Raw genomic sequence first — 18978 nt, 5'->3', positions numbered from 1 at the left:
TGATGACTGCATTGATACCGATCACGCTCAACGGCGCGCCGCACCAGGTGCCGACCGGGCAAACCCTCGACCAGCTGATCGCCGCCCTGTCGCTGGAAAACCAGGCGCTGGCGCTGGCCGTCAACCGCAACGTCGTGCCGCGCAAGGCGTGGCCCGCACAGGTCTTGCAGACACAAGACCAGGTAGAGATCGTGCGCGCCATCGGCGGCGGTTAAGTTGAAAACAGACAAGGAAAAGCACATGCATACCGCAACAAACAACGACCTGCTGACCATCGCGGGAAAACAGTACCAGTCGCGCCTGCTGGTCGGCAGCGGCAAGTACAAGGATTTGCCGCAGACGCGCGAAGCGACGGACGCGGCGGAAGCACAGATCATCACGGTGGCGATCCGCAGGGTCAATATCGGCCAGGATCCGAACGCGCCCAGCCTGCTCGATTTCGTGCCGCCCGACCAGTACACGATATTGCCGAACACGGCCGGCTGCTACAACGCGAAAGACGCCGTCTACACCTTGCAGCTGGCGCGGGAACTCTTGGGCGGGCGCAATCTGGTGAAGCTCGAAGTACTGGGCGACGAGAAGACCCTGTTTCCGCACATGCCGGAAACCCTGGTCGCGGCCGAAGCGCTGGTCAAGGATGGCTTTGACGTGATGGTCTACTGCAGCGATGACCCCATCCAGGCGAAGATTTTGGAAGACATCGGCTGCGTGGCCGTCATGCCGCTCGCTTCCCTGATCGGTTCGGGCATGGGTATCCTGAATCCGTGGAACTTGTCGCTGATCATCGATCAGGCGAAGGTGCCGGTGCTCGTCGATGCGGGCGTGGGCACGGCGTCGGATGCGGCCATCGCCATGGAGCTCGGCTGCGATGGCGTGCTGATGAACACGGCGATTGCCGGCGCGCGCGACCCCGTGCGCATGGCGCATGCGATGAAGCTGGCCGTGCGGGCCGGGCGCGAAGCTTTTTTGGCGGGGCGCATGCCGCGCAAATTCGCCGCCTCGCCATCGTCGCCGATGGCGGGCCGCCTGGCGTGATGGTGCCGATGCGCCACACTGTGCTGGTGTTTGCCGGCGCCGATCCGTCGGGCGGCGCCGGCATCGCCGCCGATATCGTGGCGATTGCCGCGCAGGGCGCGCATGCCTTGCCCGTCATCACGGCCTTGACGGTGCAGGACAACGACCGCGTGTTTGGTGTGCAGCCGGTGGCGCCGGAGCTGCTGCGCCGGCAGGCGCTGGCCCTGACCGACAAGATGGCGATTCATGCCGTGAAAATCGGCATTCCCGGCAGCGCCGCGAATGCGGCCGTCATTGCGCAACTGATCGCGCAATGGCGCCTGGAGCGGCCGGATTTACCCGTCGTGCTCGATCCCGTGCTGGCCAGCGGCCATGGCGACGTGCTCAGCCGGGACGATGCCGTGCTGGCACTGGCGCCCTTGCTGCCGCTGACGACCGTCATCGTACCGAACGGGCCGGAAGCGGCGGCCCTCGGCGGCGCAGAAAACTTGCGCGCGCAAGGCTGCCAGCACGTGCTGGTGACGGGCGGGCATGGCGACGGTGAGGAAGTGCTCAACCGTTGGCTTGATGCCGGAGGCGGGGAGCAGACATGGCGCTGGCCGCGCCTGCCCGGCGCCTTCCACGGCAGTGGCTGCACCTTGGCGTCGGCCATCGCCGCGCGCCTGGCGCAAGGCCTGCCGATGCAGGAGGCGCTCGATGGCGCGCAACGCTATTGCCATGCGGCCCTGGCCGGCGCATACGCGATTGCGCCAGGCCAGCTGATGCCGCAACGATTCATTCAATAAGGAAAACATCATGCGTGGACTGTATCTGGTCACCCCGAACTGGGATGACACCGACCGCCTGCTCGATATCACGGAACAGGCTTTGCACGGCGGCGTGGCCCTGCTGCAATATCGCCACAAGAGCGCCGAGGCGCAGCAGCGGCGTGAACAGGCTGGCGCCTTGCTGGCGCTGGCCCGCAAGTATGGCGTGCCTTTCATCATCAACGATTTTATCGAACTGTGCGAAGAGCTCGACGCGGACGGCGTGCACGTGGGCGGAACGGATGCGTCCGTGGCGCAGGTACGCGCGCGTCTGGGCAGGGATAAGCTCATCGGCGCCTCCTGCTATGGCGACCTGGCCCTGGCGCGGACGGCCGAGGCGGGCGGCGCCAGCTATGTGGCCTTCGGCGGCTTCTATCCGTCGCTGGTGAAAAAATATCCGGTGACGACGCCGCTCGATATCGTGCTGCAGGCCAAGCGCGAGATCGCCTTGCCCTGCGTGGTGATCGGCGGCATGACACCCGAGAACGCGGCGCCGCTGGTGGCGCGTGGGGCCGACATGGTGGCGGCCATCACTAGCGTCTATCAAGCAGACGATATAGATATTGCGGTGCAGCAATTCAATCACTTGTTCGCGGCATGAGCATGGGCGTGCAAGGCTGGTTTGGGAGAATAATCGGCATATAATAAGAACATCATTCATTACCGAGGTCCCTTTACCCATGAGCCAGCCAGCCGCCGCGAAACGCCTTATCCTGATCGTTGACGATGACCAGCTCCTGTTGGAATTCCTCGGCGAAGTCCTGCGCCATGCCGGCTACGAGACGGCCCTGGCCCATTCGGCCGAAGTGGCGCTGCAGCTGATCGCCCAGCGCGAGCCCGACTTAGCCTTGCTCGACATCCATATGCCGGGCATGTCCGGCCTGGAACTGGCCAAGCGCCTGCACGGCGAAACGGCCGTGCCGTTCATGTTCCTGTCCGGCAGCGGCGACAGCGAATCGGGTAAGCAGGCGGCCGCCTACGGCGCCGTCGGCTATGTGGTGAAACCCGTCGACGAGGGCCGCTTGATGCCGGCGTTCGAAGCGGGCCTGGCGCGCGCCGATGAAATCCGCCAGCTGCGGCGTACCGAACTGAACCTGAACGCGGCCCTGGCCGCCGGCCGCGAAACGAGTCTGGCCGTGGGCCTCTTGATGGGAAAATTCCAGACGGACCGCAACACGGCGTTCGAAGTGCTGCGCGACCACGCCCGCTCCAGCCGCCGCAAGATCAATGAAATCGCCAGCCAGCTGCTGCTGGCCGAGGAAACCCTGAACGGCCTGCACGGCGCCTTCCTCAATCGCGCGAAAACCAAGTAAGCGTTGCACCGGCGTCGGCGTGGCACGTCGGCGCCTGCCTTGTTATGATGTGGCGATACGGCGCGCTGGCGCGCCTGGTTCAACCATACACAGGACACACATGAAAACCAAAGCAGCGATTGCATGGAAGGCGGGCGCGCCTTTGACCATTGAGGAAGTCGACCTGGCCGGCCCGCGCGAGGGCGAAGTACTGGTCGAGATCAAGGCCACCGGCATTTGCCACACCGATTACTACACCCTGTCAGGCGCCGATCCGGAAGGCATCTTCCCCTCGATTCTCGGCCATGAAGGCGCCGGCATCGTCGTCGACGTGGGCCCGGGCGTGAAAAGCCTGAAAAAGGATGACCACGTCATCCCCCTGTACACGCCGGAATGCCGCCAGTGCAAATTCTGCCTGTCGCAAAAGACGAACCTGTGCCAGTCGATCCGTTCCACGCAGGGCCGCGGCCTGATGCCGGACGCGACGTCGCGCTTTTCCATCGACGGCAAACCCATTTTCCACTACATGGGCACCTCCACCTTCTCGAACTACATCGTCGTGCCGGAAATCGCTCTCGCCAAGATCCGCGAAGATGCGCCGTTCGACAAGGTTTGCTACATCGGCTGCGGCGTGACGACGGGCGTGGGCGCCGTGCTGTTTACGGCCAAGGTCGAGGCGGGCGCCAACGTGGTGGTGTTCGGCCTGGGCGGCATCGGCCTGAACGTGATCCAGGCGGCGAAGATGGTCGGCGCCGATAAAATCATCGGCGTGGACATCAACCCGGCGCGCCAGGCCATCGCGCGCAAGTTCGGCATGACGCATTTCGTCAACGCCAACGAGGTGGACAACGTTGTCGATACCATCGTGCAGCTGACGGACGGCGGCGCCGACTACAGTTTTGAATGCATCGGCAATACCACCACCATGCGCCAGTCGCTCGAGTGCTGCCACAAGGGCTGGGGCCAGTCCATCATCATCGGCGTGGCCGCGGCGGGCCAGGAAATTTCCACGCGCCCGTTCCAGCTGGTGACGGGGCGCGTGTGGAAAGGTTCCGCTTTCGGCGGCGCGCGGGGACGCACGGACGTGCCGAAGATCGTCGACTGGTACATGGAAGGCAAGCTCAACATTGACGACCTGATCACGCACCGCCTGAAGCTCGACGACATCAACCAGGGCTTCGACCTGATGAAGAGCGGCGAATCGATCCGCTCCGTCGTGCTGTACTAATAATTTACGCCGTACCACGGCGTTTTTGCGGAGGCTGCGGCCTCCGTTTTTTTTTTGCCCGGCTTCCATCCATCGTCTGTGTTGGCCGTCCAGGCAGGCTTTTTTGCAGCCTGTCGCACCGCGCTGGAGGCCAGGTTCGCTTGCCGCTAGAGTCAACGCTCCACTACTTTTGCGACGAGGCAGCCATGTCCACTTCCCACCGTTTGATCCTCAGCCTGGCCGGTATCCTGTTTGGCGGCAGCGCACTGGCCGTGCAGCCGCCGCAGCCGCCGCAGCCGCCCGCGTCGCCGGCCGCACCCAGCAAGCAGATCAATATTTCCATGGGCAGCGGCGACGGCTATGCGCTCGTCGACAGCAGCGAGGACAGCGTCACCATGGCCGGCACCGATGTCGATGGGCAGCAGATCAAGCAGCTGCAGCGCTCGCTCAAGGGGCAGTTCCTGTGGTTCCGCGACCAGGGCAAGGGTTATGTGACGCAGGATGCCGCGCTGCTGGCCCGCGTGCGCGACGCCTGGAAGCCGTCGCAGCAGCGGGGCTTGCAGATGAGCGGCCTGGGCAAGCAGATGAGTGAGCATGGCAAGGCGATGGGTGAGCTGGGCAGCAAGATGGGCGCCCATGGCGCGGCGCAGGCGAACGGCGGCGCGCGCGATGTGGCGCAGTTGCAGGCGCTGGGCCGCCAGCAGCAGGAACTGGGCCGCAAGATGGGAGCGGCGGCGCGTCGCCAGGCGCAGGCGGGCACGGAGACGGCGCGCCGCGCGGCCGGGCGCGAGGTGGAACGCTTGCAGCAGCAGATGGAAGATGCGCAGGACGCCATGGAAGAGATCAACGACCGCATCGCCGACGTGCATGAGCGCGAGGCGGACAAGGTGGATGCGCTGTCGCGCCAGATGGATCAGCGCGGCAAGCCGATGGAAACCCTGAGCAAGCAAATGGAAGCGCTGGGACGCCAGCAGGAAAAGGCCAGCAAGGCAGCCGACAAGACCACGCGCCAGGTGATCGCCCAGGCACTCAGCGAAGGCAAGGCCAAGCTCGTGCGCTGAAGAATGTGCTGAATCAGCGGGCCAGTGGCTTGCGCATCAGGCAGCGCCGCGCCGGGTCGTGTCCGTCCTGCGCTTCGCGCGCCAGCTTGAGCGCGTGCCCCGCGCCCAGCGCCGCGGCCTCGATTTCGCTGAAACCGTGGCGCGCATAGTAGGGCGCGTTCCAAGGCAGGTGGCGATACGTGCTCAGTGTCAGGCTGGCGCAGCCCAGCGCCCGGGCATGGGCCGCCGCCGTGTCGAGCAGGCGCGCGCCCAGTCCCTGCCGTTGCTGCGCCAGTGCAACGGACAATTCCACGATGAACAACTGGCCGTCGAGCGGCTGGGCGGCCAGGAAACCCGCTGGCGCATCCTGTCCATCGGCTGCCACCCACACGCCGCCATCCTGCTGCAGCGCCTGCAAGGTGTCCAGTGGCAAGGGTTCACCATGCGCCAGCCACGCCAGTTCGGGGCCGGCCTGGGCAAACAGGGCCGCTGCGCTGCGCTCGACCTGGGCCAGCAACGGCAGGTCGGCGCGGGTGGCCGCGCGGATGGCGTCGCTCATGGCGTGTTCCACACGGCGGCCACGGCGCGGTATTGCGCCGGCAACTGCCCCCTGGCGTCGTCCTCGCTGGCATGCACGTCATCCTGCACGGTTTCCCAGCGCGCATCGCAGCTGAAACGGTAGACGTGCGCTTCGTCCCCGTAGCGGCACATGGCCAGGCCGTGGATGGCGATGGGGACGGCGCCGTGTTCACTGGTGACGTGGCCGAAGGGCTGGTCGGACCAGGCCCAGGCCAGTACGCGGGCGCCATCGAGGTGGCTGGGAGGTGTCATGGGCATCGTTTTCGTCAGCTGTGCAGTGATGCCGATTGTAGCGCGCACGCGGCGCATACGGCGCGACCGCTGGACAAATGCACAGTATTTTTAGCCATGCCGGTATAATCACGGCATGCAAAATCTTCTTCACAACCTCAATCCCGAACAATTGGCCGCCGTGACGCTGCCGGCCCAGCATGCGCTGATCCTCGCGGGCGCCGGTTCGGGCAAGACCCGCGTGCTGACCACCCGCATCGCGTGGCTGATCCAGACCCAGCAGGTATCGCCGCCCGGCATCCTGGCCGTGACGTTTACCAATAAAGCGGCCAAGGAAATGCTCACGCGCCTGTCGGCCATGCTGCCGATCAATACGCGCGGCATGTGGATCGGCACCTTCCACGGCCTGTGCAACCGCTTGCTGCGCACGCATTACCGCGATGCGGCCTTGCCGCAGACCTTCCAGATCCTCGATTCGCAGGATCAGTTGTCCGTGATCAAGCGCTTGTTGAAGGCAAACAATATCGATGATGAAAAATTCCCGCCGAAGACGGTGATGTATTTCATCAACAATGCCAAGGACCAGGGCTTGCGCGCCACGGACGTGGAAGCGTACGACGCGCACGAGCGCAAGATGGTCGAGCTGTACCAGCTGTACGACGACCAGTGCCAGCGCGAAGGCGTCGTCGATTTTGCGGAATTGCTGCTACGCACGTATGAATTGCTGAGCCGCAACCAGCCGCTGCGCGAACATTACCAGGCGCGCTTCCGCCACATCTTGGTGGACGAGTTCCAGGATACGAATAACCTGCAGTACAACTGGTTGAAATTGCTGGCCGGCCACGGCAGCCGCGATGGCGGCGCCCTGTTTGCCGTCGGCGACGATGACCAGAGCATCTACGCGTTCCGCGGTGCGAATGTCGGCAACATGAGCGCCTTCGAGCACGAGTTCCAGGTAAAGAACTTGATCAAGCTGGAGCAGAACTACCGCTCGCACGGCCATATCCTCGACAGCGCCAACGTGTTGATCGCGAACAATAGCAAGCGCCTGGGCAAGAATTTGCGCACGGACGCGGGCCATGGCGAGCAGGTGCGCGTGTACGAAGCCAGTTCCGACTTGCAGGAAGCGCAGTGGATCATCGAAGAGGCGAAAAGCCTGATCGCCGATGGCGCTTCGCGCAGCGAAATCGCGATTTTGTACCGCTCGAATGCGCAGTCGCGCGTGATCGAACATGCGCTGTTTTCAGCCAGCATTCCGTACCACGTGTATGGTGGCCAGCGCTACTTCCAGCGCGCCGAGGTCAAGCACGCGATTGCCTATTTGCAATTGATGGACAATCCGCACAACGATTCGGCCTTCTTGCGCGTGGTCAATTTCCCTACGCGCGGCATCGGCATGCGCTCGATCGAGCAATTGCAGGCTGCGTCGGAACAGTACGGCATCTCGCTATACGCATCCGTGCCGTATGTGGCGGGCAAGGCGGGCAGCGTGCTGGCCGGCTTCGTGAAACTGATCGAAGGCGTGCGCTTCGAAACGCAGCAACTATCCTTGCCGGAAATGGTGCGCGTGGTGCTGGAAGCGAGTACCTTGCTGCAGCATTACCAGAATGAAAAGGAAGGTGCCGACCGCATCGAGAATCTGGAGCAGATGGTCAGCGCGGCCAGCCAGTTCGTTTCCGAAGAAGGTTTCGGCCAGGCGGCACCGGCCCACCTGGGGCCAGCCGCCCAGGCGCAGTCGGGCGCGCCCGTCGTCAACCAGGATGGCATCGAGATTCTGGATGCGGACGCGCCGCTGCCGGCCGTGATGTCGCCCCTCTCCGCTTTCCTCTCGCACGCGTCGCTGGAAGCGGGGGATAACCAGGCGCAGGCGGGCCAGGATGCGCTGCAGATGATGACGGTGCACTCGGCCAAGGGCCTGGAATTTGACAACGTGTTCATTACCGGCCTGGAAGAAGGCCTGTTCCCGCACGAAAGCAGCTCGAAGGAAGACAATGGCGTGGAAGAAGAACGCCGGCTGATGTATGTGGCCATCACGCGCGCGCGCAAGCGGCTGTACATGAGCTTTTCGCAGACGCGCATGCTGCACGGCCAGACGCGCTACAACATGAAATCGCGCTTCTTCGACGAATTGCCGGAAGAGTCGCTGAAATGGCTGTCGCCGAAGGTGCAGGCGAACTGGTTCGGCAACCGCAAGTCGGCCTGGGACGAGGCGCCCAAGGTGGCCAGCCTCGGTTCGGACAATGCGATTGCGCAAAAGATCGCGCAAAAAGCCCCCGGTTCCGGCTGGCGCATCGGCGAATCGGTGGCGCACGCCAAGTTCGGCGAAGGCGTGATCGTCAACATCGAAGGCGGTGGCGGCAATGCGCGCGCGCAAATCAATTTTGGCCAGCACGGCATGAAGGTGCTCGATCTCGGCATCGCCAAGCTGGAACGGCTGTGAAGGTAATCCGACACCAACGCGGGCGCTAACAATGTTGTCGGATTACGCGTGGCCTTCGGCCCCGCTAATCCGACCTTCGTGTGGCATTGCAAGGCATTCGGCAAATAAAAAAAGGGCAGCCTGCGCAGGCTGCCCTTTTCACATATGGCCGGCGATCACTCGCCGGTCTTGTCCAGCGACACCGTCTTGCTCTCATCGACGGGCAAGCCGAAGATCTGGCGGTAGGCGGCGTAGAACGAGCAATGCATGATGATGGTGAGTATCATCGACAGCGGCATCATCAGCTGCATCATCAGCGGCGTGCGGCCAAAGATGACGGCCAGCAACTGGCTGGTGACGACGCTGATGGCGAACCAGGTAGCGGCGAAGACGATGAAGGCCGACAGCGAGCGCCAGACGGCGAAAAAGCTGAAGAACAGCGACTTGCCCAGGCCGGTTTTTCTCCAGTAGATCAGCGGCGCGGCAAAGCAGAAGGCCATGGCGGCCGGCACGTACAGCACGATGGCCAGCAGGATGCCCAGGCCCAGGCGCGATTCGGGGATGGCGGCGCGCGCCGCTTCTTCCGTCAGCTGCCCGGTGACCAGTTTCCACAGCAAGCCGTCGTCCACCAGGGTCGACGCGCCGATGGCGACAATGGCCATCAGGATGTACAGCACGCCCAGGCCGAACAGGGAGGGAAACGCCGGCTTGCGGAAACCCGAGATCAAGAGGCTGGGCAAGACGCGCTTGCCCTGGTCGATATGCAGGCAGCCTTGCACGAAGGCGACAGAAAATACGGGGACGAGGATGACGGGCAGCATTTGGCCGAGCACAGGCACGATGCTGACGGCCAGCATGCAGAACATATAGCCGAGAAACAGCATCGACATGCCGCCAGGTTGCTTGCGAAACAGGGCGAAGCCCTGTTTCACCCATTGCCAACCTGTACTTGCAGGTAATTTTTCCATGTTTAAAACAGTTCCGGAGCAGGTGTGGCGATATGTTCGCGCAGAATGCGTTCGAAATGCGTGGGATCGTGCGGGGTCAGCATTTCCGCTTCGCGCGGCTGGTAAAAATCGTACAGGCGCGACAGCCAAAAACGCAGCGCGGCGGCGCGCAGCATCGGCTGCCATGCCGTCTTTTCTTCATGTGTGAACGGGCGCACGGCGTGGTAGGCGTCCAGCAGGGCGCGCACTCTTGCCGTGTCGAGCACGCCCGTGTCCAGGTCCACGCACCAGTCGTTGACGGTGACGGCCACGTCGAACAGCCAGGTGTCGCAGCCGGCAAAGTAAAAGTCGAAAAAGCCTGTCAGGCGCTCGCCGTCAAACATGACGTTGTTGCGGAACAAGTCGGCATGCACGGGACCGCGCGGGATGGCCTTGTAGGTGGCGCAGGCTGCAAACGCGTCCTGGAAGTGGATTTCCGCGCGCAGCAAATGCGCCTTGGCATCATCGAGGTGGTGCAAGACCAGCGGCGTGGTGGTGTTCCACCAGTCCAGTCCGCGCAAATTCGGCTGCTGCAGGGGGAAGTCCTGCGCCGCCAGGTGCATCTTCGCCAGCATGGCGCCCACGGCCGCGCAATGCACGGCTTGCGGCGCCATCTGAGAGCTGCCGTCGAGTTTGCTGACGATGGCCGCCGGCTTGCCTTGCAAGGCCGTCACCAGTTCGCCATCGGCATTGGCGATCGGTGCCGGCACCAGGACGCCCCGGTCCGCCAAATGGCGCATCAGTTGCAGATAGAACGGCAATTGCTCGAAGCTGAGGTTTTCAAAGATCGTCAGCACGTACTCGCCGCGCTCCGTGCTCAGGAAGAAATTGCTGTTTTCGATGCCGGAGGCGATGCCCTTGAGCGCCAGAGGTTTGCCGAGTGGAAACTGCGTGATCCACTGGCCGATATCGTCCAGATGTAGCGCGGTAAAAACTGCCATGGGGAAGAGTGGAATGATCAAAAGGTCAAAAAAAGCCGGCCGCCCCGCAGGTGGCCGGGGCAGGGCAGAAGAGAGTGGCTGCTTACTTCGCTGGTGCGGGCGGTGCTGGCGCGTCCGCTGCCTCTTCATCGCGTTGTTTCTGTTTCTTCTTGCCCAGGTCGAATTCCAGCACTTTCCATTGCGGGCCGCGCAGGGCGCCGCCGTGGGCCTGGTCGGCGCCGGCGGCCGGCTTCATGTAATAGGTGCTGCCGCCACTGGTGACTTTCACTTCGGACGTCACGCCTGCTTCGCGTTTCTCGGTAATCTGCTGCTTGGCCGCAGCCGGCGCCACGGTGATGGGCGCTTCGCCCAGTTCCTCGATGCGTTCCAGCTGCGGCGGCGCGTCGCTCGGTTTGGCCGGCGTCTGGGCGCTGGCAATGGCTGAACATGCCAGCAGGGGCAGGGCGAGGAATGTCCAGAGTGTCGATGTACGCATCATGATGGGTTCGCTTCCATGTGTGGGACTGCAGCGCGTGCAGTGGTGTAATGCCGTCAATTTATCTATAAGGCATTGTAACAAACTGGTAGGCAATGCTGTTTAATACGGCCGATTAAATGCGCCGAAAGGCCCGCAGCGGCGGCCCGCGCGCCCTCACGGGGCCGCCAGGGCGGCAAAAACGCCGGGAACGGCACGCGTTGCGGCCGGTGGCGCGGGCCTAAACTCTGCGATAATTGGGCGATATTTCACCCGTCTGCCGCTCTTTCCCCGGCTGGCGCGGCTCACCTTATTTTATTGGCATTATGCAAAACACCCTGCTGTTAGTCGACGGTTCCAGTTATCTTTATCGTGCCTTCCATGCGCTGCCCGACCTGCGCAGCCCGGATGGCTATCCCACGGGCGCCATGCACGGCATGGTCAACATGTTGCGCCGCCTGCGCGCCGATTACCCGGCCGCCTACATCGCCTGCGTGTTCGATGCCAAGGGTAAAACTTTCCGCGACGACATGTATCCCGAGTACAAGGCCACGCGCGCCTCGATGCCGGACGACCTGCGCCTGCAGATCGAACCCATCCACGAAGCCGTGCGCGCCATGGGCTGGCCCATCCTGATGGTCGACGGCGTGGAAGCGGATGACGTGATCGGCACCCTGGCCGTGCAGGCGGCGGCCGCCGGCATGAACGTGGTGGTCTCGACGGGCGACAAGGACCTGGCGCAGCTGGTCAACAGCCAGGTAACCTTGATCAATACCATGAGCAATGAAAAGCTCGACGAAGCGGCCGTGCTGGCCAAGTTCGGCGTGCCGCCCAACCGTATCATCGATTACCTGTCGCTGATCGGCGATACGGTCGACAACGTGCCGGGCGTATCGAAATGCGGCCCGAAGACGGCCGTCAAATGGCTGACGCAATATGACAGCCTGGAAGGCATCATGCAAAACGCGGCCAGTGTGGGCGGGGCCGTGGGCGAAAATCTGCGCACGGCCCTGCCATGGCTGCCGCAGGCGCGCGCCTTGATCACCGTCAAGACCGATTGCGATTTGTCCGGCCACATGACGAGCATCGCCGACTCGCTGGTGGCGCAACACGAAGACAAGGAAGCGCTGCTGGCCTTCTTCCAGCGCTACGGTTTCAAGGCACTGCTGCGCGAACTGGGCGCCACGCCGCCACCGATGTCGCCCGTCGGTGCACCCGTGGCCGCTGGCGCTGCCGCCAACACGACGGGCGACATGTTCGCCGATGCGACGCCAGCGCCTGCCGCCGAATATGAAACCGTGCTGACGGATGAGCAGCTCGACAAATGGATCGCCCTGATCGATGCAGCGCCTTTGAGCGCCGTGGACACGGAAACCACCTCGCTGGAACCGATGACGGCGCAGATGGTCGGCATTTCCCTGTCGGTCGCCGAGCACGCCGCTTGCTACATCCCGCTGGCCCACGACTATGCGGGCGCACCGGAACAGTTGTCGCGCGAACACGTGCTGGCGAAGCTGCGCCCGTGGCTGGAAGATGCGACCAAGCCCAAGCTGGGCCAGAACCTGAAATACGACAGCCACATCTTCGCCAACCACGGCGTGACGTTGCGCGGCATCGCCCACGATACCCTGCTCGAATCGTATGTGTTCGAATCGCACAAGAAGCACGACATGGACAGCCTGGCCCTGCGCCACCTGAACTACACGACGATCCCGTTCGAGGACGTGTGCGGCAAGGGCGCCAAGCAGATCACGTTCAATCAGGTCGAGGTGGAGCAGGCGGCGAAATACGCGGCCGAGGATGCCGACATCACCTTGCGTTTGCACAATGCCATGTGGGGCAACGTGGCCAACGATGACAAGCTGACCTTCATCTATGAAAAGATCGAGCTGCCGACGGCCGTGGTCTTGCAAAAGATCGAGCGCAACGGCGTGCTGATCGACGATGAGTTGCTCAACATCCAGTCGGCCGAGCTGGCCGTGAAAATTCTGGAACTGGAAAAGAAGGCATATGAACTGGCCGAACAGCCGTTCAACCTGGGTTCGCCCAAGCAGATCGGCGAAATTTTCTTTGAAAAGCTGAAACTGCCGGTGATCAAGAAAACCCCGACCGGCGCGCCATCGACGGATGAAGAAGTGCTGCAAAAGCTGGCCGAGGATTATCCATTGCCCAAAGTGCTGCTCGAATACCGCGGCATGGCCAAGCTGAAGTCGACGTATACCGATAAATTGCCGAAGATGATCAACGTCACCACGGGTCGCGTGCACACGAACTATGCGCAGGCCGTGGCCGTGACGGGACGTTTGGCGTCAAATGACCCGAACTTGCAAAATATTCCCATCCGCAGCGCGGAAGGCCGCCGCATCCGCGAAGCCTTTATCGCGCCGCCCGGCAGCCACATCGTCTCGGCCGACTATTCGCAGATCGAATTGCGCATCATGGCGCACATTTCGGGCGACGAAGCCATGCTGCGCGCATTTGCCGACGGCATCGACATTCACCGCGCCACGGCCGCTGAAATCTTCGGCGTGCCGGCCGCGGAAGTGCAAAGCGAACAGCGCCGCTACGCCAAGGTCATCAACTTTGGCTTGATCTACGGCATGAGCGCGTTCGGCCTGGCCGGCAACCTGGGCGTGGACCGCACGGCCGCGCAAAGCTATATCGACCGCTACTTCGCCCGTTTTTCCGGCGTGAAACAGTACATGGAAGACACGCGCCAGCAAGCGAAGGCGCGCGGCTACGTGGAAACCGTGTTCGGCCGCCGTTTGTGGTTGCCGGAAATCAATTCGCCGAACGGCCCGCGCCGCCAGGGCGCCGAACGGGCGGCGATCAACGCACCGATGCAGGGTACGGCCGCCGACCTGATCAAGCTGGCCATGATCGCCGTGCAAGGCTGGCTGGAAACGGACAACTTGCAGACGAAGATGATCATGCAAGTGCACGATGAACTGGTGCTGGAAGTGCCGGACGCGGAACTGGAACTGGTCAAGCGCAAGCTGCCGGAACTGATGGCCGGCGTGGCCGATCTGAAGGTGCCGCTGACGGCTGAGGTAGGTATCGGTAAAAACTGGGACGAAGCGCATTGATGGTGCGTCGGCTTACGCGGGGCATGCCCCGCTAAGCCGACCTACATGTTTACTTGAGCAATGACCGTAGGTCGGCTTAGCGCAGCGTAAGCCGACATTGTTTGTCAACACACCTTTCAGGAGAAACGCATGAGCGACATGATCACCGATTGTGAGAGTTTGCTGGGCCAGAGCAGCCTGTCCGGGCCGGATGGCCGGCGTGGTTTCCTGAAGGTGGCGTTGGGCACGGGCTTTGCCGTGGCCGTCTTGCCCGTGGCGGCGCAAAACGTCATCAAGACGGATTCCGCCGGACTCGTCACGGGCAGCATGTCGGTGATGGTCGATGGCCAGGCCGTGCCCGTGTATGCGGCGCAGCCGGAAGGCAAGACGGGCTTGCCCGTGGTGCTGGTCATTTCGGAAATCTTTGGCGTGCATGAACATATCGCCGACATGGCGCGCCGCTTTGCCAAACAGGGCTATCTGGCGCTGGCGCCCGACCTGTTCGTGCGCCAGGGCGATCCGACCAAGGTGGCCAGCATCCCGGAGTTGATGAAAGGCATCATCTCCAGGACGCCGGACGCGCAAGTGATGACGGACCTTGATGCCGTGGTGGCGTGGGCGAAACAGAACGGCGGCGACACGAGTCGCCTGGGCATCACGGGCTTTTGCTGGGGCGGGCGCATCACGTGGCTGTACGCGGCGCACAATCCGGCCGTCAAGGCGGGCGTGGCCTGGTATGGCCGCCTGGTGGGCGAGCCCAATCCATTGCAGCCGAAGAACCCCATCGATATCGCCGCCACCTTGAAGGTTCCCGTGCTGGGCTTGTATGGCGGCAAGGATACGGGCATCAGCCAGGAATCGATCGCGAAGATGAAAGAGGCGCTGGCCAAGGGCGGCAAGCAATCCGAGTTTGTCGTGTATCCCGATGCGGGCCACGCCTTCAATGCCGATTACCGCCCCAGCTATGTGGCGGCCGATGCGAAAGACGGCTACGCGCGCTGCCTGGCCTGGTTCAGGCAGCACGGCGTGGCGTGATCTGCAACAGAAAAATACCGCATTTTCCAGAAGTTGGCGCGAAAGGCGCAGCGGGCTGTAAAATGCCCGCTGCGCGCCAATGCAGTACAATTGCATCTTCATCGCGCTACGCTGCCGCCAAACGCGCAAAAAATTAAATAATAGATAACAACGCATTCATCAGGCCAGACGCCGGCATCGCGGGCGCCAGTGACCCGGCGCCATTTTGAGGTAAGAAAATCATCGATCCCGTCCTTATATCCATTTTGCTCGCGACCACGATCGCGGGCGTGTTGAGCATTACCGCGGCGGCGATCTTTTCGTTTGCATTCCTGTCCAAAGTGGTCGAGCGCATGGTCAGCTTGTCCGTCGGCATCATGTTGTCGACGTCCCTGCTGCACGCCTTGCCCGAAGCGTTCGAATCGCAGGCCGACCCGCGCAGCCTGTTCGCCACCCTGCTGGCGGGCTTGCTGGCCTTTTTCATGCTGGAAAAATTTGCCATCCTGCGCCATTCGCACCACCACGAAGGCGATGGCCACCACCATGCGCACGGCCACGACAAGCATGAGGCGGGCAAGGCCGGCTGGATGATCCTCGTCGGCGACGGCATGCACAACTTTACGGACGGCATCCTGATCGCCGCCGCCTTCCTGGCCGACCCGAAGCTGGGCCTGGTGACGGGCCTGGCCATCATCGCGCATGAAATCCCGCAGGAAATCGGCGACTTCATCGTGCTGCTCAATGCCGGTTTTTCGCGTCTGCGCGCCTACATCTTCAACCTGCTGTGCAGCCTGATGGCCGTGGCCGGTGGCCTGCTCGGCTATTTCACTCTGGACCGCGCCAGCAACCTGATTCCTTATGTGCTCGTGTTCGCCTCGTCCGGCTTCATCTATATTGCCTTGAGCGACCTGATGCCGCAGATGCAGCGCCGTGCCACCTTGCGCGAAACCATTCCGCAAGTGCTGTTGATCGCACTGGGCGTGTGCATCGTGCTGTTCTTGACGCGGCACAAACACGGCGGTTGATGTGCGGACTGTGTGCGTGTAGTATTGTTTTTCTGACCAACTTGAACAGAAAGGAGGAAAATATAATGGAAGAAAACTTGTTGCTCGCCTTGTGGCGCGCACGCTCTTTAAGCGCATTTGCCAGCTCTTGCCCACGTTCTATCGCGCTGCGATAACCTGGCCAGAGCAAAGTCACCCTCCCAGACGAGTCCTTTCCTGGTACTCCGTTGTCGTTAGCGCTCCTGTTAACGCGGATGCTTGCATCCCGAACAAAGACAAGAGCCATGACTACCCTTATCTCGACACAAGCTTTACAACTGGATACCCACGACGGTTTCCTCTTCAACGAACTCGCCTTTACCTTGCGCCAGGGCGACCGCATCGGCCTGATCGGCCACAATGGCTGCGGCAAATCCACCTTGCTGGGCTTGCTCGGCGGCACGCGCGACGCCACCGCCGGCACCATCCACTACGCCCGTGCCTGCCGCTTGCAGCACGTGGAGCAGCATTTACCGCCAGAACTTGCCAGCCTGAGTCTGTACGACGCCTTGCTGGCGCCCGTGCTGGACCAGCCTGAAGTGCATTGGCGGGTCGATAGCCTGCTGGCCGAGTTAGGCTTCGAGCACGAGACGGCGCAAGTGCCCGTGCATTCCTTGTCCGGCGGCCAGCACACGCGGCTGCTGCTGGGGCGTGCCCTGCTGCAGGAGCCGAACGTGCTGTTGCTCGACGAACCGAGCAATCACCTGGACTTGCCGTCCTTGCTGTGGCTGGAGCAATTCCTGCTGGCCTGGCGCGGCGCCTTCATCCTCGTCTCGCACGACCAGCGCCTGCTCGACAACGTGGCCACGCGCAGCTGGATCTTGCGCGACAGCCGCCTGTACGATTTCGACTTGCCGTGCGGCCCCGCGCTGGCGGCGCTGGCCGAAGCGGACGTGGCCGCGGCTGCGCGGCATGCGGCCGAACAGAAGGAAATCGACCGCCTGGCCGTCAGCAGCACCCGTCTGGCCCTGTGGGGCAAGATCTACGATAACGTCGGCATGGCGCGCAAGGCCAAAAGCATGCAGCGGCGCATCGACAAGCTGCAGGATGAACAGTCGTTCGTCAGCGATGGCGCACCCTGGCGCTTGAGCCTGCGCGGCAAGGCGCTGGCGGCCGACCAGTTGCTGGCGCTCGACGGGCTCGACGTGCGCGCCGTGCCCGCCTCGCCGCTGCTGTTCCAGGTCGGCCAGCTGTGGCTGAAACCGGGCGACCGGGTCGCCTTGCTGGGCGCCAACGGCAGCGGCAAGTCGTCCCTGCTGCGCCTGTGCTGGCAAGCGATACAGGCGCAGGAGGAGCGCGGCGACCTGCGTTACCACAAGGCGGCAAACATCGGTTACTACGACCAGTCGCTCAAGCAGCTGGCAGATACGGCCGACCTGTCCGACGCCCTGTATCCGTTCGCCGTGCAGAACGAGGCCGCGCGCAGCCAGGTGGCGCGCAAGCAGGCGTTGATTGCGGCCGGCTTTCCGTATGCGCGCCATGGCCAGACGGTGGCGACCCTGAGCGGCGGCGAGCGGGCGCGGCTGCTGTTCCTGGGACTGTCCCTGGCCAGTTACCACTTGCTGCTGCTGGACGAGCCCAGCAACCACCTGGACATGCAGGGCAAGGCGGAACTGGGGCAAGCGCTGCTCGGCTTTGCCGGTGGCTGCCTGTTGGTGTCGCACGACCGCGACCTGATCGAGACGGCTTGCAACCGTTTTTGGGTGGTAGCCGATGGCCAGCTGGAAGAGTGGCCGGACGCGGCCAGCGCGTATGCACGGCTGAGTCTTGAGGATGGGCAGGCGTTGACGCCTGCGCCGCGCGTGGAGCATGCGTCTGCCGTACCGATGGACATCGACGTGCAGCTGGAACGCTTGTGCGAACTCGAGCAATTGCTGGCGGAAGACCTGGCGAGAAAGCCGCGCCACCAGAAGCCGGCCAGCCAGCAGGCGTGGCAGGCGGAGCTGGAACGCTTGAATCAGGTGCTGGGGATAACGTCGTAGTTATCCACCGGTAAGAAAATGGCGGACCAGATGGTCCGCCATTTTTTTAGTTACCCGTCGCCACAGGCCGCGCCGGGGCGGCGCACCATTCGCTCCACGAACCGGGATACAGGGCTGCGCCAGGCAAACCCGCCACTTCCAGTGCCAGCAGGTTGTGGCAAGCCGTTACGCCGGAGCCGCACTGCATGATGGCCGCTTGCGGTGCATCAAACAGGGCGCCGAAATCGCGCCGCAGTTCTTCCTCGCTCTTGAAACGGCCGTCCGCCTGCAAGTTGTCCTTGAAGAAACGGTTTTTCGCGCCGGGGATATGGCCGCCCACGGGGTCGATGGTTTCGTTTTCGCCGCGATAGCGGTCGGGCGCGCGCGCGTCGATTACCGTCAACGCCTGTGTTTCCAGGTTGGCGATGATGTCCTGCACGCTGACCTTGCGCGTCAGGCTGGCTTTTTCCGTCAGGTTGCCGACAGGGCGGGGCGCCAAGGGCGTGACCAGGGGCAAGCCTTGCGCCTGCCAGGCGGCCAGGCCGCCGTCGAGCACGGCAACGTTCGGGTGGCCGACCCAGCGCAGCAGCCACCACAGGCGCGCGGCGAACATGCCGCCCTGGCCGTCATAGGCGACCACTTGCGTGTCGTCATTGATGCCCCAGCCGCGCAAGGCGGCCAGCAGGGTATTGCGGTCGGGCAGCGGATGCCGACCCGTAAAGTCCGCGCCGCGCGCCGTCTTCGGGCCGGACAGGGCCGTGTCGATATCGGCGAACTGCGCGTTCTGGATGTGGCCGGCGGCAAACGCATCGCTGCCGGCAGTGGGGTTGAGCAACTCATGGCGGCAATCGAGGATGACCCAGTGGCTGTCATTCACGTGGCTGGCCAGTTCGCTGGCCTGGATCAAGGTGGTGTACATCAGGAAC

18 protein-coding genes are annotated in these 18978 nt (G+C 63.1%); 12 read left to right on the top strand and 6 right to left on the bottom strand.

All coding sequences use genetic code 11. From position 1 onward, the window contains the following. The first annotated feature begins 11 nt into the window (after positions 1–11). From thiS to AC54AF_RS13850, 7 genes are all read left to right on the top strand, one after another. Complete coding sequence (thiS, locus tag AC54AF_RS13880) at positions 12–215, top strand: sulfur carrier protein ThiS (RefSeq protein ID WP_131688356.1); 204 nt, start codon at positions 12–14, stop codon at positions 213–215. A 25-nt stretch (positions 216–240) separates the two neighbouring features. Beyond that, a complete protein-coding gene (locus tag AC54AF_RS13875; protein WP_496636993.1) occupies positions 241–1035 on the top strand; it encodes a thiazole synthase in 795 nt (264 codons plus the stop codon). 8 nt (positions 1036–1043) lie between these two features. After that, positions 1044–1799 (top strand): hydroxymethylpyrimidine/phosphomethylpyrimidine kinase, encoded by a 756-nt coding sequence (locus AC54AF_RS13870; protein ID WP_496636992.1) that lies wholly within the window; start codon positions 1044–1046, stop codon positions 1797–1799. Between the two features lie 10 nt (positions 1800–1809). Beyond that, positions 1810–2421, top strand: coding sequence for a thiamine phosphate synthase (thiE, locus tag AC54AF_RS13865; RefSeq protein WP_496636991.1), 612 nt, complete (start codon positions 1810–1812; stop codon positions 2419–2421). 79 nt (positions 2422–2500) lie between these two features. Continuing rightward, positions 2501–3133 (top strand): ANTAR domain-containing response regulator, encoded by a 633-nt coding sequence (locus tag AC54AF_RS13860; RefSeq protein WP_034749164.1) that lies wholly within the window; start codon positions 2501–2503, stop codon positions 3131–3133. A gap of 100 nt (positions 3134–3233) precedes the next feature. Further along, positions 3234–4340 carry an S-(hydroxymethyl)glutathione dehydrogenase/class III alcohol dehydrogenase gene (locus AC54AF_RS13855; RefSeq protein ID WP_102120082.1) on the top strand — a complete coding sequence of 369 codons (1107 nt, stop codon included), beginning with the start codon at positions 3234–3236 and terminating at the stop codon, positions 4338–4340. Between the two features lie 185 nt (positions 4341–4525). Then, positions 4526–5380, top strand: coding sequence for a hypothetical protein (locus AC54AF_RS13850; RefSeq protein ID WP_496636990.1), 855 nt, complete (start codon positions 4526–4528; stop codon positions 5378–5380). Between the two features lie 13 nt (positions 5381–5393). Here the strand turns inward: AC54AF_RS13850 and AC54AF_RS13845 are convergent, their stop codons facing one another. Further along, positions 5394–5918 carry a GNAT family N-acetyltransferase gene (locus AC54AF_RS13845; RefSeq protein ID WP_496636989.1) on the bottom strand — a complete coding sequence of 175 codons (525 nt, stop codon included), beginning with the start codon at positions 5916–5918 and terminating at the stop codon, positions 5394–5396. Next, a complete protein-coding gene (locus AC54AF_RS13840; protein ID WP_496636988.1) occupies positions 5915–6190 on the bottom strand; it encodes a hypothetical protein in 276 nt (91 codons plus the stop codon). Before AC54AF_RS13840 ends, AC54AF_RS13845 begins: the two co-directional genes overlap by 4 nt. Positions 6191–6305: 115 nt before the next feature. On the opposite strand from AC54AF_RS13840, the gene AC54AF_RS13835 reads away from it, so the two are divergent. Then, entirely contained in the window at positions 6306–8609 is a 2304-nt protein-coding gene (locus tag AC54AF_RS13835) for a UvrD-helicase domain-containing protein (RefSeq protein ID WP_496636987.1), read from the top strand. 155 nt (positions 8610–8764) lie between these two features. Here AC54AF_RS13835 and AC54AF_RS13830 read toward each other — a convergent pair whose 3' ends face one another. From AC54AF_RS13830 to AC54AF_RS13820, 3 genes are all read right to left on the bottom strand, one after another. Continuing rightward, positions 8765–9556, bottom strand: coding sequence for a BPSS1780 family membrane protein (locus AC54AF_RS13830; RefSeq protein WP_131688323.1), 792 nt, complete (start codon positions 9554–9556; stop codon positions 8765–8767). 2 nt (positions 9557–9558) lie between these two features. After that, positions 9559–10515: a homoserine kinase gene (locus AC54AF_RS13825; RefSeq protein WP_496636986.1), complete on the bottom strand. Its 957-nt coding sequence runs from the start codon at positions 10513–10515 to the stop codon at positions 9559–9561. An 82-nt stretch (positions 10516–10597) separates the two neighbouring features. Further along, complete coding sequence (locus tag AC54AF_RS13820) at positions 10598–10993, bottom strand: hypothetical protein (RefSeq protein WP_496636985.1); 396 nt, start codon at positions 10991–10993, stop codon at positions 10598–10600. A 302-nt stretch (positions 10994–11295) separates the two neighbouring features. Between AC54AF_RS13820 and polA the strand changes: the two genes are divergently transcribed. The 4 genes from polA (at position 11296) to AC54AF_RS13800 (ending at position 18073) form a co-directional block, all read left to right on the top strand. Continuing rightward, positions 11296–14055 (top strand): DNA polymerase I, encoded by a 2760-nt coding sequence (gene polA / locus AC54AF_RS13815; protein WP_496636984.1) that lies wholly within the window; start codon positions 11296–11298, stop codon positions 14053–14055. Positions 14056–14184: 129 nt separating this feature from the next. Beyond that, on the top strand, positions 14185–15069 hold the full coding sequence (locus tag AC54AF_RS13810) for a dienelactone hydrolase family protein (RefSeq protein ID WP_496636983.1): 885 nt from the start codon (positions 14185–14187) through the stop codon (positions 15067–15069). Positions 15070–15314: 245 nt separating this feature from the next. Then, a complete protein-coding gene (locus AC54AF_RS13805; protein ID WP_131688328.1) occupies positions 15315–16073 on the top strand; it encodes a ZIP family metal transporter in 759 nt (252 codons plus the stop codon). Between the two features lie 263 nt (positions 16074–16336). Further along, positions 16337–18073 (top strand): ABC-F family ATP-binding cassette domain-containing protein, encoded by a 1737-nt coding sequence (locus AC54AF_RS13800; protein ID WP_496636982.1) that lies wholly within the window; start codon positions 16337–16339, stop codon positions 18071–18073. A gap of 46 nt (positions 18074–18119) precedes the next feature. On the opposite strand, the gene AC54AF_RS13795 is transcribed toward AC54AF_RS13800, so the two are convergent. Continuing rightward, positions 18120–18971 carry a sulfurtransferase gene (locus tag AC54AF_RS13795; RefSeq protein WP_496636981.1) on the bottom strand — a complete coding sequence of 284 codons (852 nt, stop codon included), beginning with the start codon at positions 18969–18971 and terminating at the stop codon, positions 18120–18122. Positions 18972–18978: the final 7 nt, after the last annotated feature.

The organism is Janthinobacterium sp. JF4 (genome assembly GCF_059617925.1).
Note: the sequence above shows the minus strand (reverse complement) of the source record. Positions and strands in the feature narration are given on the sequence as shown.

Coding starts and splice junctions, on each gene's coding strand:
- AC54AF_RS13840 (WP_496636988.1), bottom strand. CDS start 6,190: ATGACACCTCCCAGCCACCTCGATGGCGCCCGCGTACTGGCCTGGGCC.
- AC54AF_RS13830 (WP_131688323.1), bottom strand. CDS start 9,556: ATGGAAAAATTACCTGCAAGTACAGGTTGGCAATGGGTGAAACAGGGC.
- AC54AF_RS13820 (WP_496636985.1), bottom strand. CDS start 10,993: ATGATGCGTACATCGACACTCTGGACATTCCTCGCCCTGCCCCTGCTG.
- AC54AF_RS13800 (WP_496636982.1), top strand. CDS start 16,337: ATGACTACCCTTATCTCGACACAAGCTTTACAACTGGATACCCACGAC.
- AC54AF_RS13870 (WP_496636992.1), top strand. CDS start 1,044: ATGCGCCACACTGTGCTGGTGTTTGCCGGCGCCGATCCGTCGGGCGGC.
- polA (WP_496636984.1), top strand. CDS start 11,296: ATGCAAAACACCCTGCTGTTAGTCGACGGTTCCAGTTATCTTTATCGT.
- AC54AF_RS13875 (WP_496636993.1), top strand. CDS start 241: ATGCATACCGCAACAAACAACGACCTGCTGACCATCGCGGGAAAACAG.
- AC54AF_RS13825 (WP_496636986.1), bottom strand. CDS start 10,515: ATGGCAGTTTTTACCGCGCTACATCTGGACGATATCGGCCAGTGGATC.
- AC54AF_RS13860 (WP_034749164.1), top strand. CDS start 2,501: ATGAGCCAGCCAGCCGCCGCGAAACGCCTTATCCTGATCGTTGACGAT.
- AC54AF_RS13835 (WP_496636987.1), top strand. CDS start 6,306: ATGCAAAATCTTCTTCACAACCTCAATCCCGAACAATTGGCCGCCGTG.
- AC54AF_RS13855 (WP_102120082.1), top strand. CDS start 3,234: ATGAAAACCAAAGCAGCGATTGCATGGAAGGCGGGCGCGCCTTTGACC.
- AC54AF_RS13845 (WP_496636989.1), bottom strand. CDS start 5,918: ATGAGCGACGCCATCCGCGCGGCCACCCGCGCCGACCTGCCGTTGCTG.
- AC54AF_RS13795 (WP_496636981.1), bottom strand. CDS start 18,971: ATGTACACCACCTTGATCCAGGCCAGCGAACTGGCCAGCCACGTGAAT.
- AC54AF_RS13850 (WP_496636990.1), top strand. CDS start 4,526: ATGTCCACTTCCCACCGTTTGATCCTCAGCCTGGCCGGTATCCTGTTT.
- thiE (WP_496636991.1), top strand. CDS start 1,810: ATGCGTGGACTGTATCTGGTCACCCCGAACTGGGATGACACCGACCGC.
- AC54AF_RS13810 (WP_496636983.1), top strand. CDS start 14,185: ATGAGCGACATGATCACCGATTGTGAGAGTTTGCTGGGCCAGAGCAGC.